The organism is Shigella dysenteriae (genome assembly GCF_022354085.1).
Classification (GTDB): Bacteria; Pseudomonadota; Gammaproteobacteria; order Enterobacterales; family Enterobacteriaceae; genus Escherichia; species Escherichia coli.
The window spans coordinates 2,507,378-2,525,383 of the sequence record NZ_CP055055.1 but is presented as its reverse complement, the minus strand read 5'-3'; the positions used below and the strand labels follow the sequence as shown (position 1 = coordinate 2,525,383).

Annotated in this window: 14 protein-coding genes and 2 tRNA genes; 6 read left to right on the top strand and 10 right to left on the bottom strand. The window is 51.5% G+C overall.

Going from position 1 to position 18,006, the window contains the following annotated elements; genetic code table 11:
• Positions 1 to 53: 53 nt before the first annotated feature.
• From HUZ68_RS12045 to HUZ68_RS12035, 3 genes are all read right to left on the bottom strand, one after another.
• A complete protein-coding gene (locus HUZ68_RS12045; protein ID WP_000212657.1) occupies positions 54 to 359 on the bottom strand; it encodes a monooxygenase in 306 nt (101 codons plus the stop codon).
• A gap of 107 nt (positions 360 to 466) precedes the next feature.
• A tRNA-Val gene (locus HUZ68_RS12040) sits at positions 467 to 543 on the bottom strand.
• A 4-nt stretch (positions 544 to 547) separates the two neighbouring features.
• Positions 548 to 624, bottom strand: a tRNA-Val gene (locus tag HUZ68_RS12035).
• A 307-nt stretch (positions 625 to 931) separates the two neighbouring features.
• Between HUZ68_RS12035 and HUZ68_RS12030 the strand changes: the two genes are divergently transcribed.
• Positions 932 to 2,188 (top strand): AIDA repeat-containing protein, encoded by a 1,257-nt coding sequence (locus HUZ68_RS12030; protein ID WP_000534291.1) that lies wholly within the window; start codon positions 932 to 934, stop codon positions 2,186 to 2,188.
• Between the two features lie 40 nt (positions 2,189 to 2,228).
• On the opposite strand, the gene mdtK is transcribed toward HUZ68_RS12030, so the two are convergent.
• Complete coding sequence (gene mdtK / locus HUZ68_RS12025) at positions 2,229 to 3,602, bottom strand: multidrug efflux MATE transporter MdtK (RefSeq protein ID WP_239594226.1); 1,374 nt, start codon at positions 3,600 to 3,602, stop codon at positions 2,229 to 2,231.
• 214 nt (positions 3,603 to 3,816) lie between these two features.
• Here mdtK and ribE point away from each other — a divergent pair, with 214 nt between their 5' ends.
• Positions 3,817 to 4,458, top strand: coding sequence for a riboflavin synthase (gene ribE, locus HUZ68_RS12020; RefSeq protein ID WP_077039201.1), 642 nt, complete (start codon positions 3,817 to 3,819; stop codon positions 4,456 to 4,458).
• Between the two features lie 39 nt (positions 4,459 to 4,497).
• On the opposite strand, the gene cfa is transcribed toward ribE, so the two are convergent.
• Positions 4,498 to 5,646, bottom strand: a complete 1,149-nt coding sequence (gene cfa / locus HUZ68_RS12015) for a cyclopropane fatty acyl phospholipid synthase (RefSeq protein ID WP_000098896.1) — start codon at positions 5,644 to 5,646, stop codon at positions 4,498 to 4,500.
• Between the two features lie 290 nt (positions 5,647 to 5,936).
• Complete coding sequence (punC, locus tag HUZ68_RS12010) at positions 5,937 to 7,148, bottom strand: purine nucleoside transporter PunC (RefSeq protein ID WP_239594224.1); 1,212 nt, start codon at positions 7,146 to 7,148, stop codon at positions 5,937 to 5,939.
• 112 nt (positions 7,149 to 7,260) lie between these two features.
• Here punC and punR point away from each other — a divergent pair, with 112 nt between their 5' ends.
• Positions 7,261 to 8,193, top strand: a complete 933-nt coding sequence (gene punR, locus HUZ68_RS12005) for a DNA-binding transcriptional activator PunR (RefSeq protein ID WP_000269501.1) — start codon at positions 7,261 to 7,263, stop codon at positions 8,191 to 8,193.
• Here the strand turns inward: punR and purR are convergent.
• On the bottom strand, positions 8,190 to 9,215 hold the full coding sequence (gene purR, locus HUZ68_RS12000; RefSeq protein ID WP_000190982.1) for an HTH-type transcriptional repressor PurR: 1,026 nt from the start codon (positions 9,213 to 9,215) through the stop codon (positions 8,190 to 8,192). The genes punR and purR overlap by 4 nt on opposite strands.
• Before the next feature lie 298 nt (positions 9,216 to 9,513).
• Here purR and cydH point away from each other — a divergent pair, with 298 nt between their 5' ends.
• Together cydH and HUZ68_RS11990 are read left to right on the top strand one after the other, a co-directional pair.
• Positions 9,514 to 9,603 (top strand): cytochrome bd-I accessory subunit CydH, encoded by a 90-nt coding sequence (cydH, locus tag HUZ68_RS11995; RefSeq protein WP_000102278.1) that lies wholly within the window; start codon positions 9,514 to 9,516, stop codon positions 9,601 to 9,603.
• Positions 9,604 to 9,768: 165 nt separating this feature from the next.
• Positions 9,769 to 10,938, top strand: a complete 1,170-nt coding sequence (locus HUZ68_RS11990; protein ID WP_000701040.1) for an MFS transporter — start codon at positions 9,769 to 9,771, stop codon at positions 10,936 to 10,938.
• A gap of 145 nt (positions 10,939 to 11,083) precedes the next feature.
• Here the strand turns inward: HUZ68_RS11990 and sodB are convergent, their stop codons facing one another.
• Both sodB and mepH read right to left on the bottom strand, forming a co-directional pair.
• Positions 11,084 to 11,665: a superoxide dismutase [Fe] gene (gene sodB / locus HUZ68_RS11985; RefSeq protein WP_097489818.1), complete on the bottom strand. Its 582-nt coding sequence runs from the start codon at positions 11,663 to 11,665 to the stop codon at positions 11,084 to 11,086.
• Between the two features lie 127 nt (positions 11,666 to 11,792).
• Positions 11,793 to 12,620 (bottom strand): peptidoglycan DD-endopeptidase MepH, encoded by an 828-nt coding sequence (gene mepH / locus HUZ68_RS11980; protein ID WP_000101186.1) that lies wholly within the window; start codon positions 12,618 to 12,620, stop codon positions 11,793 to 11,795.
• A gap of 334 nt (positions 12,621 to 12,954) precedes the next feature.
• On the opposite strand from mepH, the gene grxD reads away from it, so the two are divergent.
• Entirely contained in the window at positions 12,955 to 13,302 is a 348-nt protein-coding gene (grxD, locus tag HUZ68_RS11975) for a monothiol glutaredoxin 4 (protein WP_000108172.1), read from the top strand.
• 50 nt (positions 13,303 to 13,352) lie between these two features.
• On the opposite strand, the gene HUZ68_RS11970 is transcribed toward grxD, so the two are convergent.
• A complete protein-coding gene (locus tag HUZ68_RS11970; protein WP_097489819.1) occupies positions 13,353 to 17,969 on the bottom strand; it encodes an ATP-dependent helicase in 4,617 nt (1,538 codons plus the stop codon).
• Positions 17,970 to 18,006 lie beyond the last annotated feature (37 nt).

Sequence of the window (18,006 nt, the reverse complement as noted above, 5' to 3'; positions counted from 1 at the left end):
AGAAATTTCAGACAGGGATGAAAAGGGCGCTAACCGCCCTTGATTAAATTCTGTCAGGCGAGTTTTGCCTGATTGATTTGACTCAGTGGCTCATTGACATCGAAAACTTTGGCGACAACTTCCTCAACGCCGAGATTTTTAAGTCGGGCAGTATGTTTTTCCAGATAGGCAAGGGCGCTTTTTTCATCAGTAAAAAGATAGATCCCACCGGCTTCGTGGTTCTTTTCACTTTCTGTCCATACCTTCCACAGAAAACCAGGTTCCTGATTAATCGACTCAGCAAGCGGTTTAAGCTGCTCAGCCATTGCGTCGCCAAATGGGCCATTAAAAGCAAAATGAAGTTGTAACAAAGTTGCCATAGCGATTCTCCTTCTGATAACGCATACGAAGACAGTGTAAATCTTTTAACGTATTGGATACAGAGAAGAAACAGAGGGAAAAAGGAGAAGACCAGATTAAGAAAATCTGGTGCGTCCGAGTGGACTCGAACCACCGACCCCCACCATGTCAAGGTGGTGCTCTAACCAACTGAGCTACGGACGCAGGATGGTGCGTTCAATTGGACTCGAACCAACGACCCCCACCATGTCAAGGTGGTGCTCTAACCAACTGAGCTATGAACGCAACGTTGTAGGTGACAACGGGGACGAATATTAGCGGCAGAGTGGGAAGGTGGCAAGAGGCAAAACGTAATTTTCTGCGCTATTTCGACCGTTTGCAGAGCTTTTAAGCAAATTGGCTATATTTTGTTGATTTGCAAGGGCGATTTTTATTCAGGATCGCATTTACATCTGATACAACCCAATAATTCGTGTATCAGAGTTTAAACAGAGTTGTTTGCCACCATCTCAAATCTGTCGTGGATAAATCCTCCGTAGCCTTTACACTTAGGTAGCAATAAAGGCACACAGATGCAGCAAAGGAATAAATCATGGGATCTGATGCGAAAAACTTGATGAGCGACGGGAATGTGCAAATTGTTAAGACCGGCGAGGTCATTGGCGCGACGCAACTTACTGAAGGCGAGTTGATTGTTGAAGCTGGCGGAAGAGCCGAAAATACCGTGGTCACGGGGGCTGGCTGGTTGAAAGTGGCAACCGGTGGGATCGCCAAATGCACACAGTACGGTAACAATGGCACGCTATCGGTCAGCGACGGTGCCATTGCCACAGATATTGTTCAGTCCGAGGGAGGCGCAATTAGTCTCTCTACGCTCGCTACGGTTAATGGCCGCCATCCCGAAGGTGAATTCAGCGTTGATCAGGGTTATGCCTGCGGTTTGTTGCTGGAAAATGGCGGTAACCTGCGTGTACTGGAAGGACATCGCGCGGAAAAAATCATTCTCGATCAAGAGGGCGGCCTGTTGGTTAATGGGACAACCTCAGCGGTCGTGGTAGATGAAGGTGGTGAATTGTTGGTGTATCCAGGTGGGGAAGCCAGCAATTGTGAGATTAATCAGGGCGGCGTTTTTATGCTGGCCGGGAAAGCCAGTGATACGTTGCTTGCTGGTGGCACCATGAATAATCTCGGTGGTGAAGACTCTGACACTATTGTTGAGAATGGATCCATTTATCGTCTGGGGACGGATGGCCTTCAGCTCTACAGTTCCGGTAAGACGCAAAACCTGTCCGTGAATGTGGGTGGTCGGGCTGAAGTGCATGCCGGTACGCTGGAAAATGCGGTAATACAAGGTGGAACAGTGATCCTGTTGTCACCCACCAGCGCGGACGAAAATTTTGTCGTAGAGGAAGATCGCGCACCGGTTGAACTGACCGGGAGTGTTGCATTACTGGACGGCGCTTCAATGATTATTGGCTATGGCGCAGATCTGCAACAATCAACGATTACTGTACAGCAGGGCGGTGTGTTGATTCTCGACGGCAGTACGGTAAAAGGTGACGGTGTCACTTTTATTGTTGGTAACATCAATCTGAATGGCGGAAAACTGTGGCTGATCACTGGTGCGGCAACGCATGTGCAACTGAAAGTGAAACGCCTGCGCGGAGAGGGAGCGATTTGCCTGCAAACCAGTGCGAAAGAAATCTCACCTGACTTCATCAATGTGAAAGGGGAAGTTACCGGGGATATACACGTTGAGATAACAGATGCCAGTCGGCAAACTCTGTGCAACGCTCTGAAATTACAGCCAGACGAAGACGGGATTGGCGCAACGCTCCAGCCTGCGTAAAAACACAGGCGCAACCCGTGAAGGTTGCGCCTTGTCTTTATTAGCGGGATGCTCGTTGCAGAATGATAACTGACGGCAGACGTTGCAGGAACCGCATACGCAGCATCATCATAATGGCTGCCGACGTCAGGCCAATAATAAAGCCTATCCAGAAGCCTGCTGGCCCTATAGGTTCAACGACCAGATCGGTCAGTGCCAGAATATAGCCGCTTGGCAAGCCCAGCACCCAGTAAGCCGTAAAGGTGATATAGAAAATGGAACGCGTATCTTTATAACCACGCAAAATCCCACTGCCAATCACCTGGATTGAGTCAGAAATCTGATATACCGCCGCCAGCAACATCAAATGCGCAGCCAGCGTTACAACCTCGGGATTGTCGTTGTACAACAGGGCGATTTGCTCCCGCAGTGAAACCGTGAATATGGCCGTCAGGGTTGCCATACAGACACCCACCATAAGCCCGGTCCGCGCAGCGGTTTGCGCATCCAGCGTTGAGCCCTGACCCAGACGATAACCTACGCGGATAGTTACCGCTGCCGCCAGCGACATTGGAAGCACAAACATCAGTGAACTAAAGTTCAGGGCAATCTGGTGTCCTGCGACATCAACAATACCGAGCGGAGACACTAACAGAGCCACGACGGCAAACAGTGTCACTTCAAAGAATAGTGCCAGCGCAATCGGCAAACCGAGTTGAATCAGTCGTTTCATAACCGCAGGATCGGGTTTCGCGGTGCCTTTTTCGTTACGAATATCGCGCATGGAGCGGGCGCGTTTAATGTAAGAAACCATGGCAAGGAACATGACACAATACACCGCCGCAGTAGCCACGCCACAACCAACGCCACCGAGCTCAGGCATACCGAAATGACCATAAATAAAGATATAGTTCACCGGAATGTTCACCAGCAGGCCGATAAAGCCCATTACCATACCCGGCTTGGTTTTTGCCAGACCTTCACATTGGTTACGGGCAACCTGGAAGAACAGATAGCCCGGCGCGCCCCACAACAACGCACGCAGATAACCCACGGCTTTGTCCGCCAGAGCCGGATCGATGTTTTCCATGGAGCGGATAATGTAACCTGCATTCCACAGCACAAGCATAATGAGAACGGAAACAAAACCTGCCAGCCAGAAACCTTGTCGCACCTGATGCGCAATGCGCTCACGTCGACCGGAACCATTTAATTGCGCGATAACCGGCGTTAATGCCAGCAGCAGTCCGTGACCAAAGAGGATCGCCGGAAGCCAGATAGAAGTACCGATAGCGACCGCCGCCATGTCGGTGGCACTATAGCCGCCCGCCATCACGGTATCGACAAAACCCATCGCAGTTTGGGCGATTTGCGCGAGAATCACCGGGATTGCTAATGCTAATAACAGACGCGCTTCACTGATATACTTCTGCACGTGAACACCTTTTATTTGTAGTTATATGAGAGACTAAAAAGCCGCCTGAATGGGCAGCAAAAAGAAGAAGCAGGGGAAATTCAGTCTATTGTAGCGAGGATTTATTAATTCTCCAGTGAAAAAATAGTCATTCTTACCCCTTCACTGGTAAGGGCGTTTGCCACCTGCTATTGTGCTGAACAGAATGTCTTAACTGATTTCAGGAGTTGTAAGTATGTTTACGGGGATTGTACAGGGCACCGCAAAACTGGTGTCGATTGACGAGAAACCAAATTTTCGTACGCATGTGGTGGAGTTACCCGACCACATGCTGGACGGCTTGGAAACAGGTGCTTCCGTGGCGCATAACGGTTGCTGCCTGACCGTGACGGAAATTAACGGCAACCATGTCAGTTTTGACCTGATGAAAGAAACGTTACGCATTACCAATCTTGGCGATTTAAAAGTGGGGGATTGGGTAAACGTTGAGCGTGCGGCGAAATTCAGTGATGAAATTGGCGGACACTTAATGTCAGGTCATATTATGACCACCGCTGAAGTGGCGAAAATATTAACCTCGGAAAATAATCGCCAGATCTGGTTTAAAGTCCAGGATAGTCAGTTGATGAAATATATCCTGTACAAAGGATTTATTGGCATCGACGGTATTAGCCTGACCGTCGGCGAAGTCACGCCAACGCGTTTTTGCGTCCATTTAATTCCGGAAACTCTGGAACGCACGACTCTTGGGAAGAAAAAACTCGGCGCACGCGTCAACATTGAAATTGATCCACAAACTCAGGCAGTGGTAGATACAGTAGAACGTGTGCTGGCGGTACGAGAAAATGCCATGAATCAACCAAGTACAGAAGCCTGAGCTGAAATCGCCCCCGGAGAGGGGGCGATAGAATAGCCTTTAGCGAGCGACTCGAAGGCCGTTTTCAACACCGCGTGAGAACACGACCTGCCAGAGCTGAATATCACGGGCGCGGAAAGCACCTGCACAGGCATTCAGATAATAGGTAAACATTCGTTTAAAGCGTTCACTGTAGTTATCCGCAATTTCTGGCCATGCGGCGAGGAATCGTTCATACCACGCCATCAACGTAGTATCGTAATCAGCACCGAAGTTATGCCAGTCTTCCATCACAAAGTGGGGTTCGCTGGACTGAGCAATCTGGCGTACAGAGGGCAGGCAACCGTTCGGAAAAATATATTTGTTAATCCAGGGATCAACATTCAGATCGGTTTTTTTCGAACCGATAGTATGGAGCAGGAATATACCTTCCGGTTTCAAATTACGATCCACCACCGCAAAATAGGTATCGTAATTTTTCGGTCCGACGTGCTCGAACATCCCCACAGAAACAATACGATCAAACTGGTCGTTCAGGTCACGATAATCTTGCAGCAAAATGGTGACATCCAGGCCTTCACAGCGTTCCTGAGCCATTTTTTGCTGTTCGGCAGAAATGGTGACGCCGACCACGCTTACGTCATAATTAGACGCCATGTAGTGCGCCAGTCCGCCCCAGCCGCAGCCAATATCCAGTACGCGCATCCCTGGTTTTAACTGCAATTTTTCACAAATCATTTTGAGCTTCGCCTGCTGGGCAGATTCCAGATTATCGGCATCTTTCCAGTAAGCGCAGGAATATTGCATGAAGGGATCAAGCATGCGGCTGAACAAGTCATTACCCAAATCGTAATGCTCTTTGCCGACTATCCAGGCACGTTTTTTACTCTGCAGATTGAAGAGACGGGCGCCGGCAATACGCAGCGTGTCTTTGAAATGATGGGGGAGTTGGTTCTCGAGACCTGCGCGTAAGACTTTGCTAAAAAACATATCCAGTCGGTCACATTCCCACCAGCCATCCATATAACTTTCGCCTAACCCCAAAGAGCCTTCTTGCAGAACGCGTTTAAAAAAATCGGGGTTTTTCACACGAATATCCGCCGGGGCAGAACCGTTAATGGCTATACCGGCACGGCTAAGTAATTCGTTGGCGATACGGTACCAGTTGTCATCCGGTACACTGACTTCTTCTATACACGATGAACTCATAGTTTCTCCATCACTGGTCGGTGATCAGAACCTTAAAACAGCGTAGACGCTTTTTGGGCTTTGTGAGAAATCTCGCAGAAAAAACCGCGAGTCTATAATCCGACGTAGAACAGAGGGAAAAGAGGAACCCTTGCCGAAATGACCATCCATAGTGAGTCGGGAACGATCCTGTCCCCGTAAAAACATAATATTTATCGTAGCTTTAACAACTCGAAATTAGTATAGGCCGCTAATTTCAATCATACAACAAAATTTTGTTAGCAGCCTAAGTATAAGTATATCGATATAGATCAGTGTGATTCGCTATGAGCGACTTCGGCATTGCCATGATTCTGGCAGCCAACTTCTTCACAACGTTGCATCATGTAACCCAGCGCGACCAGCACTACTGTTGATAACATCACGCTGGTGGTGGTGAGCAATGGCGTGCTGATACTAATAAGCCAGGAAACTACCAAACTTGCGAGGAAGCACAGACCCAGTTGTAGAGTGTTCTGCAACGCTGCGGCGCGACCAGTTGCGTGTGGGAAGGGACGCAGCGCCTGGGCGACAACAATAGGGTAGATCGCGCCATTGGCAATCGCCATCACACAGAATGGGATCAGGATTTCGACCAGCGACACATGGCTAATGAAGCCTGCAGCCCAGGTCGCAATGACGCTGACTGCAAACAGCACCAGCAACCACGGTAATAACTGCTTGCCTTGCCATTTCTGCAGCGCGGCGCGACAGCCATAACCACCAATCAGAAACGCGATAGTTTGCGGGACATAACTTAAACCAATAACTGCCGGGCTGTAGCCCATTTCACTAAGGATGAACGGTGAACCGGTCAGCCATGCAAAAAAACTGGCTGAACAGGCCGCGTATATCAGCACGTTGCCGCGATAGGTTTTAGAACGTAGCAGGTCGGTAAAGGTCAGACCATCCTGACTATTGTTACGGGCCTTCGTCGTGGGTTTGAGCCAGAAAATAGGCAGAATCAGCACCACGGTAATGGCAAACAGGGTGGCGAAAATCGCTTGCCAGGAAAAATGGACCAGCAGCCAGCTTCCTAACAGAGGAGCCAGGGCCGGAGATAGACCCACCAGCGGCATGATGGTCGCAAAAATTCGGTTAACTTTCTGTGAAGGATAAAAATCCGTCACTAACGCTTGCCAGATAACCGCCGCGGCGCAGACACCCACAGCCTGTACAAAACGCAATACCAGCAGCGTAGCGGCGTTTTCTACCCACAGCATCCCCAGACTACCTAACGCAAAAATTGTCAGGCCGATTAATAACACCGGTTTACGACCATAACGGTCGGAGAGTGGCCCCCACAGAAGCTGGGCTGCGGCAAAACCGGCAAGGAACAGACTAAGGCTGGCACTGACAGCAGACGCAGGCGTTTGCAGGTCGGCCTGTATGGCGGCGAAAGCAGGCAGATACATATCGGTTGCCAGAAAACCGAGTACGCTCAAACCCGCCAGCCAGACTAAAAATCTTTTCCCAGGTTGCATGTATATTCTCTAAATCTCTCAATTAAACACCGCCGCAAAGTGTAGGGAGTGAAATTAGTGTTGTGAAACGGTAATATTTGATGACTGATTTCAAAAATTTTGCAGGCAGACTATGTGGTCAGAATATTCACTCGAAGTTGTTGATGCGGTAGCGCGTAATGGTAGTTTTAGCGCTGCGGCACAGGAGCTGCATCGCGTTCCTTCTGCGGTCAGCTATACCGTGCGTCAGCTGGAAGAGTGGCTGGCGGTGCCGCTCTTTGAACGACGGCACCGTGATGTGGAGCTGACCGCTGCTGGAGCGTGGTTTCTCAAAGAAGGGCGCTCTGTTGTCAAAAAAATGCAGATCACCCGCCAGCAATGTCAGCAGATAGCGAACGGTTGGCGCGGTCAGTTAGCTATCGCAGTGGATAATATTGTCAGGCCAGAACGTACACGGCAGATGATCGTTGATTTTTATCGCCATTTTGATGATGTCGAACTTCTTGTCTTTCAGGAAGTGTTCAACGGTGTCTGGGATGCGCTTTCCGACGGGCGCGTGGAACTGGCGATTGGCGCAACACGCGCGATTCCGGTAGGCGGTCGTTATGCCTTCCGGGATATGGGGATGCTAAGCTGGAGTTGCGTTGTTGCCAGCCACCACCCGCTGGCGTTGATGGATGGCCCATTCAGCGATGATACGTTGCGCAACTGGCCGTCGTTGGTGCGCGAAGACACCTCGCGAACGCTACCTAAACGTATTACCTGGTTGCTGGATAACCAAAAAAGAGTTGTCGTGCCTGACTGGGAATCATCGGCAACCTGTATCTCGGCAGGATTATGCATAGGGATGGTGCCAACACATTTCGCCAAACCGTGGCTTAATGAGGGGAAGTGGGTAGCACTTGAATTGGAAAACCCCTTCCCGGATTCGGCATGTTGTCTGACATGGCAGCAAAATGATATGTCGCCTGCGTTAACCTGGCTGCTTGAGTATCTCGGCGATAGTGAGACGCTGAATAAGGAGTGGCTGCGGGAGCCGGAAGAGACTCCCGCAACGGGTGATTAACGACGATAGTCGCGGAACGGGCCGTCAGCCACGGAGCGGCGTTCAATCAAGCGCGGATGCACTTCAATGGACTGCGGTTCTTCACGTTTGTTGACGATACGATCCAACAGCATGTTGAACGCTGTTTCACCCAGCGAATCTTTTGGTTGGTGGATCGTGGTCAGCGCCGGCGTAAAATAGCGGGCGTTGCGCACGTTATCATAACCGATCAGCGAAACATCCTGCGGGACGCGCAGACCCATTTCATCAGCAGCACAAAGTGCGCCCATTGCCATGATATCGCCACCACAGAAGACGGCAGTAGGGCGATGCGGCTGCGACAGTATTTGCTGCATGGCGCGATAACCAGATTCGGGTTCAAAGTCACCCTGAACAATCCAGCTTTCCGGCACCTTGATCATCGCTTCTTCCATCGCCTTCATAAAACCGGCAAGGCGGCCTGCGCCGGTGTTACGTTCCAGCGGGCCGGGGATGACGCCGATTTCGCGGTGACCGCGTTCAATCAGATAACGCCCGGCCATGTAGCCGCCTTCGAACGCGTTATCAATGACCGCATCGGTGAAGTCAGCTTTTGCTTCACCCCAGTCCATCACCACCATTGGGATATGGCGATACTCTTCCAGCATCGCCAGCAACGGCTCTGGGTACTCAGAACACATCACCAGCAGACCATCGACGCGTTTTTGCGCCATCATCGACAGATAAGCCCGCTGTTTCTCAAGATTGTTCCACGCATTACCCAGAATCAGGGTGTAACCTTTCTGGAAGCAATTTTTTTCAACCGCTTCAATGATCTCGGCAAAATAGGCCGCTTCGCTGCTGGTCGCCAGCAAACCGATAGACTTGGTGTGGTTAACCTTCAGGCTACGCGCCACCGCGCTAGGGGAGTAGTGTAATTCTTTAATCGCTGCCCACACGGCGTTGCGCGTTTCTTCAGCGACGAAACGTGTTTTGTTGATTACGTGTGACACAGTTGTAGTGGAAACGTTTGCTCGTTTCGCTACATCTTTTATTGTTGCCATTCCATTTCACTCCAGACCCTAACTTCAGCTCCTGCAAAATCGCAAGGTAAACGTTTGCCTTTACACACCTTACGCACAACAAAAGTGTTGCGGTACGCCGGAAAAACGACACGGAGCGTCAGGAAGGGGTCAATGGCCAGTACGCAAATAGTGTAAGCGTGGAATTTTGGCCGATCTTGACGAAAAGGGGAAGTGGTAAAAACACTTATCATTATAAATGACGGGAGATTTTTTCATCACAGTGTGTAAAAATGCGTAATATCACTTTTTGTGTGGTAATAAAAAAGGAGAAAACTTGATGAGCACCGACCTTAAATTTTCACTGGTAACAACGATTATCGTCCTCGGTTTGATCGTAGCCGTGGGTTTGACTGCCGCGCTGCACTGATTTCCTCTCGAGGGAGCGCGTTCTCCCTCGCATCTCCTTCCTGTTTGTTAGCAAAATGGCAAAAGTGTTTTCTCTTTTTGTTATTTTCATTTTTTTGTGATTGCTGTCATGCTTTCGCCACTTTAATGAATATCGCGTAATGACGCGAAGAGGTGGAGATAAGGCATGAAAATTAACTATCCGTTGCTGGCGCTGGCGATTGGCGCGTTTGGTATCGGGACAACGGAGTTCTCGCCAATGGGCTTGTTGCCCGTCATTGCGCGCGGTGTGGATGTCTCGATTCCCGCTGCCGGAATGTTAATCAGTGCCTATGCAGTTGGCGTAATGGTTGGCGCGCCGCTGATGACGCTTCTACTTTCTCATCGTGCCCGCCGCAGTGCGTTGATTTTCCTGATGGCAATTTTCACGCTCGGCAACGTACTTTCCGCCATCGCGCCGGATTATATGACCCTGATGCTTTCACGCATTTTGACCAGCCTGAATCACGGAGCATTTTTTGGTTTGGGTTCAGTCGTGGCCGCAAGCGTGGTGCCAAAACATAAACAGGCCAGCGCAGTTGCCACTATGTTTATGGGGTTAACCCTGGCAAATATCGGTGGCGTGCCGGCGGCGACCTGGTTGGGTGAAACCATCGGCTGGCGGATGTCATTTCTGGCAACGGCGGGGCTGGGAGTGATTTCAATGGTAAGTCTGTTCTTCTCATTACCTAAAGGTGGTGCAGGGGCACGACCTGAAGTGAAAAAAGAGCTGGCGGTATTAATGCGTCCGCAGGTGCTGTCTGCATTGCTGACGACGGTACTGGGAGCTGGTGCAATGTTTACTCTCTACACCTATATCTCTCCGGTACTACAAAGTATTACCCACGCAACACCAGTGTTCGTCACGGCAATGCTGGTGCTGATTGGTGTCGGATTCTCTATCGGTAACTATCTCGGCGGCAAACTGGCAGATCGTTCAGTTAACGGCACGTTGAAAGGCTTTTTGTTGTTGTTGATGGTGATTATGCTGGCAATCCCGTTCCTGGCCCGCAATGAGTTCGGCGCAGCTATTAGCATGGTGGTGTGGGGCGCAGCAACCTTTGCGGTCGTACCGCCGTTACAGATGCGCGTGATGCGTGTCGCCAGTGAAGCGCCAGGTCTGTCTTCATCAGTCAATATTGGTGCCTTTAATCTTGGAAATGCGCTGGGAGCAGCTGCTGGTGGTGCGGTAATTTCCGCTGGGCTGGGATACAGCTTTGTGCCGGTGATGGGAGCGATTGTCGCGGGACTGGCATTATTGCTGGTGTTTATGTCAGCCAGAAAACAACCTGAAACAGTTTGCGTTGCTAACAGCTAATTAAACAAAAACGCAGAAGGATAACCTTCTGCGTTACAGTTGCTGACAACGTGCGATTTATCTTGCCGAATACGCTGTTAACGCCTCATCCGCGTTGGCATGGTAAGCGAAGCGCATCAGGCAATGCTGCATTTGCCATCAGTTATTATGCAGCGAGATTTTTCGCTACGAATTCCCAGTTCACCAGCGCCCAGAAGTGCTCCAGATAGCCAGGACGTGCATTGCGATAGTCGATGTAATATGCGTGTTCCCAGACATCAACGGTCAGCAGCGGAGTCGCTTCGGTGGTCAGTGGAGTACCCGCGTTAGAGGTTGAAACGATAGCCAGTTTGCCATCGCTGTTTTTCACCAGCCAGGTCCAGCCAGAACCAAAGTTTTTGATCGCTGCATCAGTAAACTGAGCTTTGAAATCGGCAAAGCTGCCAAAAGATGCGGCGATAGCTTCAGCGACTTTTCCAGTCGGTTCGCCACCGGCGTTCGGTGCCAGGCAGTTCCAGTAGAAAGTATGGTTCCAGACCTGAGCTGCGTTGTTGAATACGCCACCTTCAGAGCTGCGAATAATCTCTTCCAGTGATTTACCTTCAAACGCGGTACCTTTAATCAGGTTGTTCAGGTTAGTGACATAAGTCTGATGATGCTTGCCGTAGTGATACTCGATAGTTTCCGCAGAAATGTGCGGTGCCAGAGCATCTTTAGCATATGGTAGTGCAGGTAATTCGAATGACATTGCTACTCTCCTTTATTATTAATTTGCATACGTACAATAGCCTTATTGTGCGTATGGATAGGGTAGCAAATTAAAAGGTGAGACAAAAGATGAACTTACCCTGTTGCCGTAACAACAGGGTAAAGTTTTAGCGAAGTGTTTTTGGGGTCATTACCCGGCGAGCGCCAACATAGTGGCGCTGCCAGTAGTCTTCACTGAGAGAAGTGATTTGAATTTCCTGACCCGTACGCGGTGACTGAATAAATTTGCCGTTGCCGACATATACGCCGACATGATCGGCTGTACCGCGTCCCTGAGTACGGAAAAAGACCAGGTCGCCGTTTTTCAGTTCACTACGTTCGATTGGCGCTGCATCACGCAGGTGATACATTTCATTCGCCGTACGCGGAATACGAATTTTTACCAAATCTTTATAAGCGTAATAAACCAGGCCGCTGCAATCAAAACCGGTACGCGGTGAGCTGCCACCCCAACGATATGGCTTACCAATTTGCTGCATCAGTTTATTCATTGCCACTTTTGTGGCTTTTTGCACCTTCGCTTTGTGTGCGTCGGCAAGGGTTCCTGACGCGGCATTTTTGACTTTCACACAATGCGATTTATAGCCCTTACGTTTGGTACACTTTTCGGTAAAGCTGGCTGAGGCCGTTTTATTGACGGTATGTTTGCTGCGAGTTTTGGCGTTTTTAGAAGCGGTAATGGAAGATTTTTTAACGGAAGAAGCGGTTTTGCTTTTGGTCGTACTTTTACTGGCGGCTTTTTTCGCTGTTTTCTGGCTGGCTTTCTGGGTCTTTTTGGTGGTTGCCGTGCTTTTCTTTTTATCTGCTTTTTTGGTGATATGAGTGGTAGCAGAACTCTCCCTGGCTTGCTTTGAAGCATGGGCCATAGGCGTTAAAGGCAGGGTGGTAAAAAGTAAAGCACAGAGCGTGATCGAAATACGGTTTATCCGCGCCACTGAGCGTCCCTCTGTTAAGGCAGGTCTATCATGCCTGCGTCTGATTTACAAAACTTGATGATTCTAATGCATAGAAGAAGAGAAAGTTAATAGCTTTTATTGTTAAAAAATACGTTTCGTTGGCGAGCGCAAAAAAATGCAGCAGTGAAAGCTAAAAATGGTTATAAATACGCCAGTTTGCCGTGCATCAGGGAAGAAACGAATATTTGAAATGCAACAAATAGAGCAAAGGGATAAAATAGCAAAAGCGTGATGAAAATGTTATTTTCCGATGCCGCACTGACCCGCTACAATGTCAGATTACTGCCGTAAAGAAGTTTGAGGAAGCAAGACAATGAGCACTACTATCGAAAAAATCCAACGCCAGATTGCTGAAAACCCGATCCTGCTGTACATGAAAGGTTCACCGAAACTGCCGAGCTGCGGTTTCTCTGCCCAGGCAGTACAGGCGCTTGCCGCATGTGGCGAACGTTTTGCCTATGTTGATATTCTGCAGAATCCGGACATTCGTGCGGAGCTGCCGAAATATGCTAACTGGCCGACCTTCCCGCAACTGTGGGTTGACGGCGAACTGGTCGGCGGTTGTGATATTGTGATCGAAATGTATCAGCGTGGCGAACTGCAGCAGCTGATCAAAGAAACTGCCGCTAAATACAAGTCTGAAGAGCCGGACGCGGAATAATCCGTCCTGCAATACTGACGGATGCGAACGGGCATCCGTCAGTCCTTTATCTATCCCCAATCCAGCCCTTGTGGCGAACTTGAAAATCCCGCCTCACGCAGCAGCGTAAACATCGGCGTTTGCCGGACCGGTAGATCATTCACTTCTGTTAGCGTAAAGCGCAGCCGTGGTTCGCGACGCAGTGCGGTAGTCAGCGCGTGGAAAACCTCTGGGGCGAGTAATTCCTCTTTTTCCTGCCAGACCAGCATTTTTTTGCCACCTTGCGCCAGATAGAGTAACAATTTGCCGCCAGAAACGACCACCAGCGCACCCGCCCGACGCGTTGGTACCAGCGTTGCCGGATGTGCAGGCCAGGGCAGAAGATTTCCCCACACATTAGCCGGATCGTTGGCGGAGAGCGCCACTGGTGTATAGTGGCGCGTTTGCGCGGCTTGTGTCGCCAGGTCGCGCAAGCGGTCAATAGTCAGACGTTCAGCGAATTGCGCGCCACCCAGACCTTCTACAAAACGACCTCGCATAATTCGCCCGGAGTCTTCCATACTTCGACAAAGCGTTTGCATCGATGGAAACCCGCCAGGGATATTTTCGGCTATCACCGCCTGACGACTGATGATGCCGTAGCGGTCGAGCATATTTTCCGCCAGCGCCAGCATCCTTTCGGTATCGTTTAGTGGCTCCACCTGCAATAACGACCAGCGTCCAGCCAGATTTGGTGTGTTGTAAGATACCCGCGGCGAGACGGGTTGTGCATAGACAGGACGCCCACGACGAGCCCGGTGACTGCGGCGAGTTGAGGTGCGTGCGTTGGAACTGCTGCGGGTGAGGGCGCGTAACGGTGCCCAAATATCGCTGGTGATGACGCCTTGCCAGACCAGCGCCCATAACGCCTCTTGCAGTGCAGAGGGATCAACCGATTCGCCGATTTTGTCGCGTATCCGTTGGCTGATTTGTTGTGCAAACCAGGCTCCTCCGTCAGCCAGAACCTCGACTATCGCTTGCTGCAGCGCCGAACGATTCGCCTGATCCGCTTCGGCGGGAGTGAACGATTCTGCGGCATATTCCTGTAGATGCAGTGCCACCAGACCGTCATCTTCACCCAGCTTTTTTTGTCCCGACCAGATAACCGCTCCGGTTGCGAGTAATTCATCGAGCATTTCTGGCGAATAGTCGCGTACGCGGGCAGGCAGGATCTGGCTTTCCCAGAGTGAGGCGGGTAAACCGACTCCGGCAAGCTGTTCGATCACCCGCATCACGCCATCTACGCCCTCATAAACGCCTGGCGATGTTGAGGCAAAGAGCGCCGGGCTACCATCGGTGGCGGGTAATACGCCCTGACGTTCCAGCAGCAATCGCGCATAGGTCGTGGCTGCAACGGGACGCGTCGCTTCTCTGGCGGCTTGCAGCGAGCGCAAACGCAGACGACGAAATACTTCATCGCTCACCCAGATGTCTTGTTGCAGATTCATCACCAGACCCTGTTCGCGCAGTTGCTGAAGCTGCTCTTCGACAATGGCAATACCGAGACTAAACTCATGAGCCAGTTGTTCAGCCGTGACCAGAGCATGAGCCCGGAGATAGCGTAGTAAGAGGTCGCGAAGCGGGTAACTGACTCTATGCAAATAAATCTCTGGCAGTGACTCTGGTAGTCGTACGCCGAGGGCATCGCGCAGCCTGGCGGCATCATCCATACAGGCAAGACGCTCCTGTCCGCTAATCATCGCCGGGAAGATTCGTTTTACCGCAAGAAGATTTTCCAGATATGAAACAACCTCTTCACTGCTGCCTGTGTGCCGTTGCGCCAGGTCTTCAACGGTCATTGGCCCCAGTTCGCGCAGCAGGTCGAACAATCCTTCTTCACCTTTCGCTCTTCTGCCAGGAGCCAGTCGTTGCAACTCTTCTTCCACCTGGCGAATGACCTGCGGGTCGAGTAATTCCCCCGGATCGACCTGTCCGAGTAGATTGCGCAGTAACTCGCTGTCCAGCGACAGTACGGATGCCCGGCGCTCTGCCAGCGGGGCGTCGCTCTGGTACATAAATTCCGCGACATAGCCGAACAATAAACTTGTGGCGAAAGGCGAGGGCGTAGTGGTCGTTACATCGGATATTTGAATTTCGCCACCGTTCAGGCGACGCATCAAACGTTCCAGTGCGGGAAGATCATAAACATCTTGCAGACATTCGCGTAGGGTTTCGAGAATGACCGGAAAATCCGGATATCCCTGAGCGATTTCCAGCAACTGACTGGCGCGCAGCCGTTGTTGCCAAAGCGGGGTGCGATGGCCCGGAGTGCGCCCCGGCATTAATAATGCCCGCGCGGCGCATTCGCGAAAACGGGCGGCGAAAAGTGCCGAGCTGCCTACCGCCTCGCGGACAATTTGCAGCAACTTTTCTGGTTCAAACAAAAAAATCGCGGCGTCGGGCAATTTACCATCAGTGTCAGGAATGCGCGCAACAATGCCGTCATCACTGGCGACCACAGACGCGTCAGCGCCCCATAGGGCATGTATTCGCCCGGCAATCGCCAGCGCCCAGGGTTCATGCACCCGTCTTCCATAGGGAGAGTGCAGAATAATACGCCAGTCGCCAATTTCATCACGGCACCGTTCGAGGACCAGATGGCGACTCCCCGGAACGATGCCCGTCGCGTTGCGTTGCTCGTCAATCAACCCCTGAATATTGGCGATCGTATTTTCTTCTGCCAGCCACGGGGGAATAGTCCCGGAAAAGAACGCGCCATCCGCCAGCAAATGAAGAAAATCGCCGATCATCTCGCCTAATTCAGCCGGACGTCCGTTACCTTCACCACGCCAGAAGGGGAGCCGGGCAGAACGACCCGGAGCAGGAGTCACAATCACCTGATCGCGGGTGATTTGCTGTATCCGCCATGAGGTAGCGCCGAGAGTGATAATGTCGTTCACCCGCGACTCATATACCATCTCCTCATCCAGTTCACCCACCCGCCGCGAACCGGCCTGTTCTTCACCTTCGGGTAATAACACGCTATACATGCCACGATCCGGAATGGTGCCACCGCTGGTAACCGCCAACAGCTGAGCGCCAGGTCGGGCGGACAATATCCCGGTCTCCCGGTTCCAGACCAGTTTTGGTCGAAAAGCAGAAAAATCGCCAGAGGGATAGCGCCCGGAAAGCATATCCAGCGTGGCGTCAAAAACACGTCTTGGCAGATCTTTCCACGGTGCGGCACGGCGTACGCGGGAGTACCATTCGTCTACCTGTAATGCATCCATCGCCGCGGCGGCAACGGTTTGCTGCGCAAGGACGTCGAGTGGATTATGCGGCGGTGTCAGGTTTTCCAGCCTGCCTGCGAACATACACTCTACAATGACTGCGGAATCGACTAAGTCACGCCGGGTTCGGGGAAAAAAAAGCCCTTTGGAGATACCTCCTACCTGGTGTCCGGCACGTCCAATGCGTTGTAACCCACTGGCAACAGAAAGCGGCGTTGCCACCTGAATCACCAGATCCACCGCGCCCATATCAATCCCCAGTTCGAGACTGGAAGTTGCGACCACGCAGCGTAATTCACCCGATTTCAGAGCCTGTTCGGTGATTGCTCGTTGTTCTTTAGAGACGGAGCCGTGGTGTGAGCGAGCAATAAAAACGTCGCTACTTTGTACACGGTTAGAGGTTGCGCCGGAGGTCGACTCGAAATGGGCCACATCAACGGCGATAGAAGGGGAACGCTGTAAGCGTGCGGAGTAAAGCTCATTCAATCGTGCCGTCAGTTTTTCCGCCAGCCCGCGTGAATTAGTAAAGACAATGGTCGAGCGATGGCGCAACACTTCATCAAGGATACCCGTTTCAATATATGGCCAGATGGAGCCTTCCCGGCCGGCATGGCTGTCTTCGCCAGTGCCGCTGGCGACCGATGAGACATCATCCATATTGGCGACCGGTACGACAATCCGTATCTGCGGATGGCGCATTGCGGGCGGGTTGACTACCGTAACCGGGCGATCGCCGCCAAGAAATGCTGCCACATCGCTGGCTGAGCGCACAGTGGCAGAAAGGCCAATTCGCTGTGCTGAGGTGTGGAGCAGCGCATCGAGCCGCTCCAGACTTAACGCCAGATGCGCGCCACGTTTACTGCCCGCTACCGCGTGGACTTCATCAATAATTACCGTTTCGACGCCGCGTAGCGTTTCGCGCGCGCGGGAGGTCAGCATCAGATAGAGTGATTCGGGTGTGGTGATCAGAATATCCGGCGGATTACGGGTGAGTTTGCTGCGTTCCTGTGCAGGCGTATCGCCAGTACGGATCCCCACGCGAAGATTGACTTCCGTTTCGCCGCGCCGCCGCCGTTCATCGGCAATACCCTGTAACGGGATCTGCAAGTTGCGCTGAACGTCGGTGCCCAGAGCTTTGATCGGTGAAATATAGAGGATGCGTGAGGTTTTACGTTTATGCGCCTCGCGGGTATCTTCGCCGCCTTCGCGGAATAGCTGATCGAGGGCGTAGAGAAATGCTGCCAGCGTTTTCCCGGAGCCAGTCGGTGCAATCACCAGCGCATGTTCGCCTCGCGCCGCCACATGCCAGGTTTGCGACTGGACAGCGGTCGGCTGTTTAAAGGCGCGAAGAAACCAGTCGCGGGTCGCCGGTGAAAACACGTCCGGCAGGGGCGATGAAGGGTCTGGATTATCTGCCATTAATGCTATTCCCCGTGAATATCATGCATGATGCGTG

Excerpts from the sequence above, each read along its gene's own strand:
- grxD (WP_000108172.1), top strand. The coding sequence starts at position 12,955 with ATGAGCACTACTATCGAAAAAATCCAACGCCAGATTGCTGAAAACCCG.
- cfa (WP_000098896.1), bottom strand. The coding sequence starts at position 5,646 with ATGAGTTCATCGTGTATAGAAGAAGTCAGTGTACCGGATGACAACTGG.
- punR (WP_000269501.1), top strand. The coding sequence starts at position 7,261 with ATGTGGTCAGAATATTCACTCGAAGTTGTTGATGCGGTAGCGCGTAAT.
- HUZ68_RS12045 (WP_000212657.1), bottom strand. The coding sequence starts at position 359 with ATGGCAACTTTGTTACAACTTCATTTTGCTTTTAATGGCCCATTTGGC.
- sodB (WP_097489818.1), bottom strand. The coding sequence starts at position 11,665 with ATGTCATTCGAATTACCTGCACTACCATATGCTAAAGATGCTCTGGCA.
- punC (WP_239594224.1), bottom strand. The coding sequence starts at position 7,148 with ATGCAACCTGGGAAAAGATTTTTAGTCTGGCTGGCGGGTTTGAGCGTA.
- HUZ68_RS11990 (WP_000701040.1), top strand. The coding sequence starts at position 9,769 with ATGAAAATTAACTATCCGTTGCTGGCGCTGGCGATTGGCGCGTTTGGT.
- cydH (WP_000102278.1), top strand. The coding sequence starts at position 9,514 with ATGAGCACCGACCTTAAATTTTCACTGGTAACAACGATTATCGTCCTC.
- purR (WP_000190982.1), bottom strand. The coding sequence starts at position 9,215 with ATGGCAACAATAAAAGATGTAGCGAAACGAGCAAACGTTTCCACTACA.
- HUZ68_RS12030 (WP_000534291.1), top strand. The coding sequence starts at position 932 with ATGGGATCTGATGCGAAAAACTTGATGAGCGACGGGAATGTGCAAATT.
- HUZ68_RS11970 (WP_097489819.1), bottom strand. The coding sequence starts at position 17,969 with ATGGCAGATAATCCAGACCCTTCATCGCCCCTGCCGGACGTGTTTTCA.
- ribE (WP_077039201.1), top strand. The coding sequence starts at position 3,817 with ATGTTTACGGGGATTGTACAGGGCACCGCAAAACTGGTGTCGATTGAC.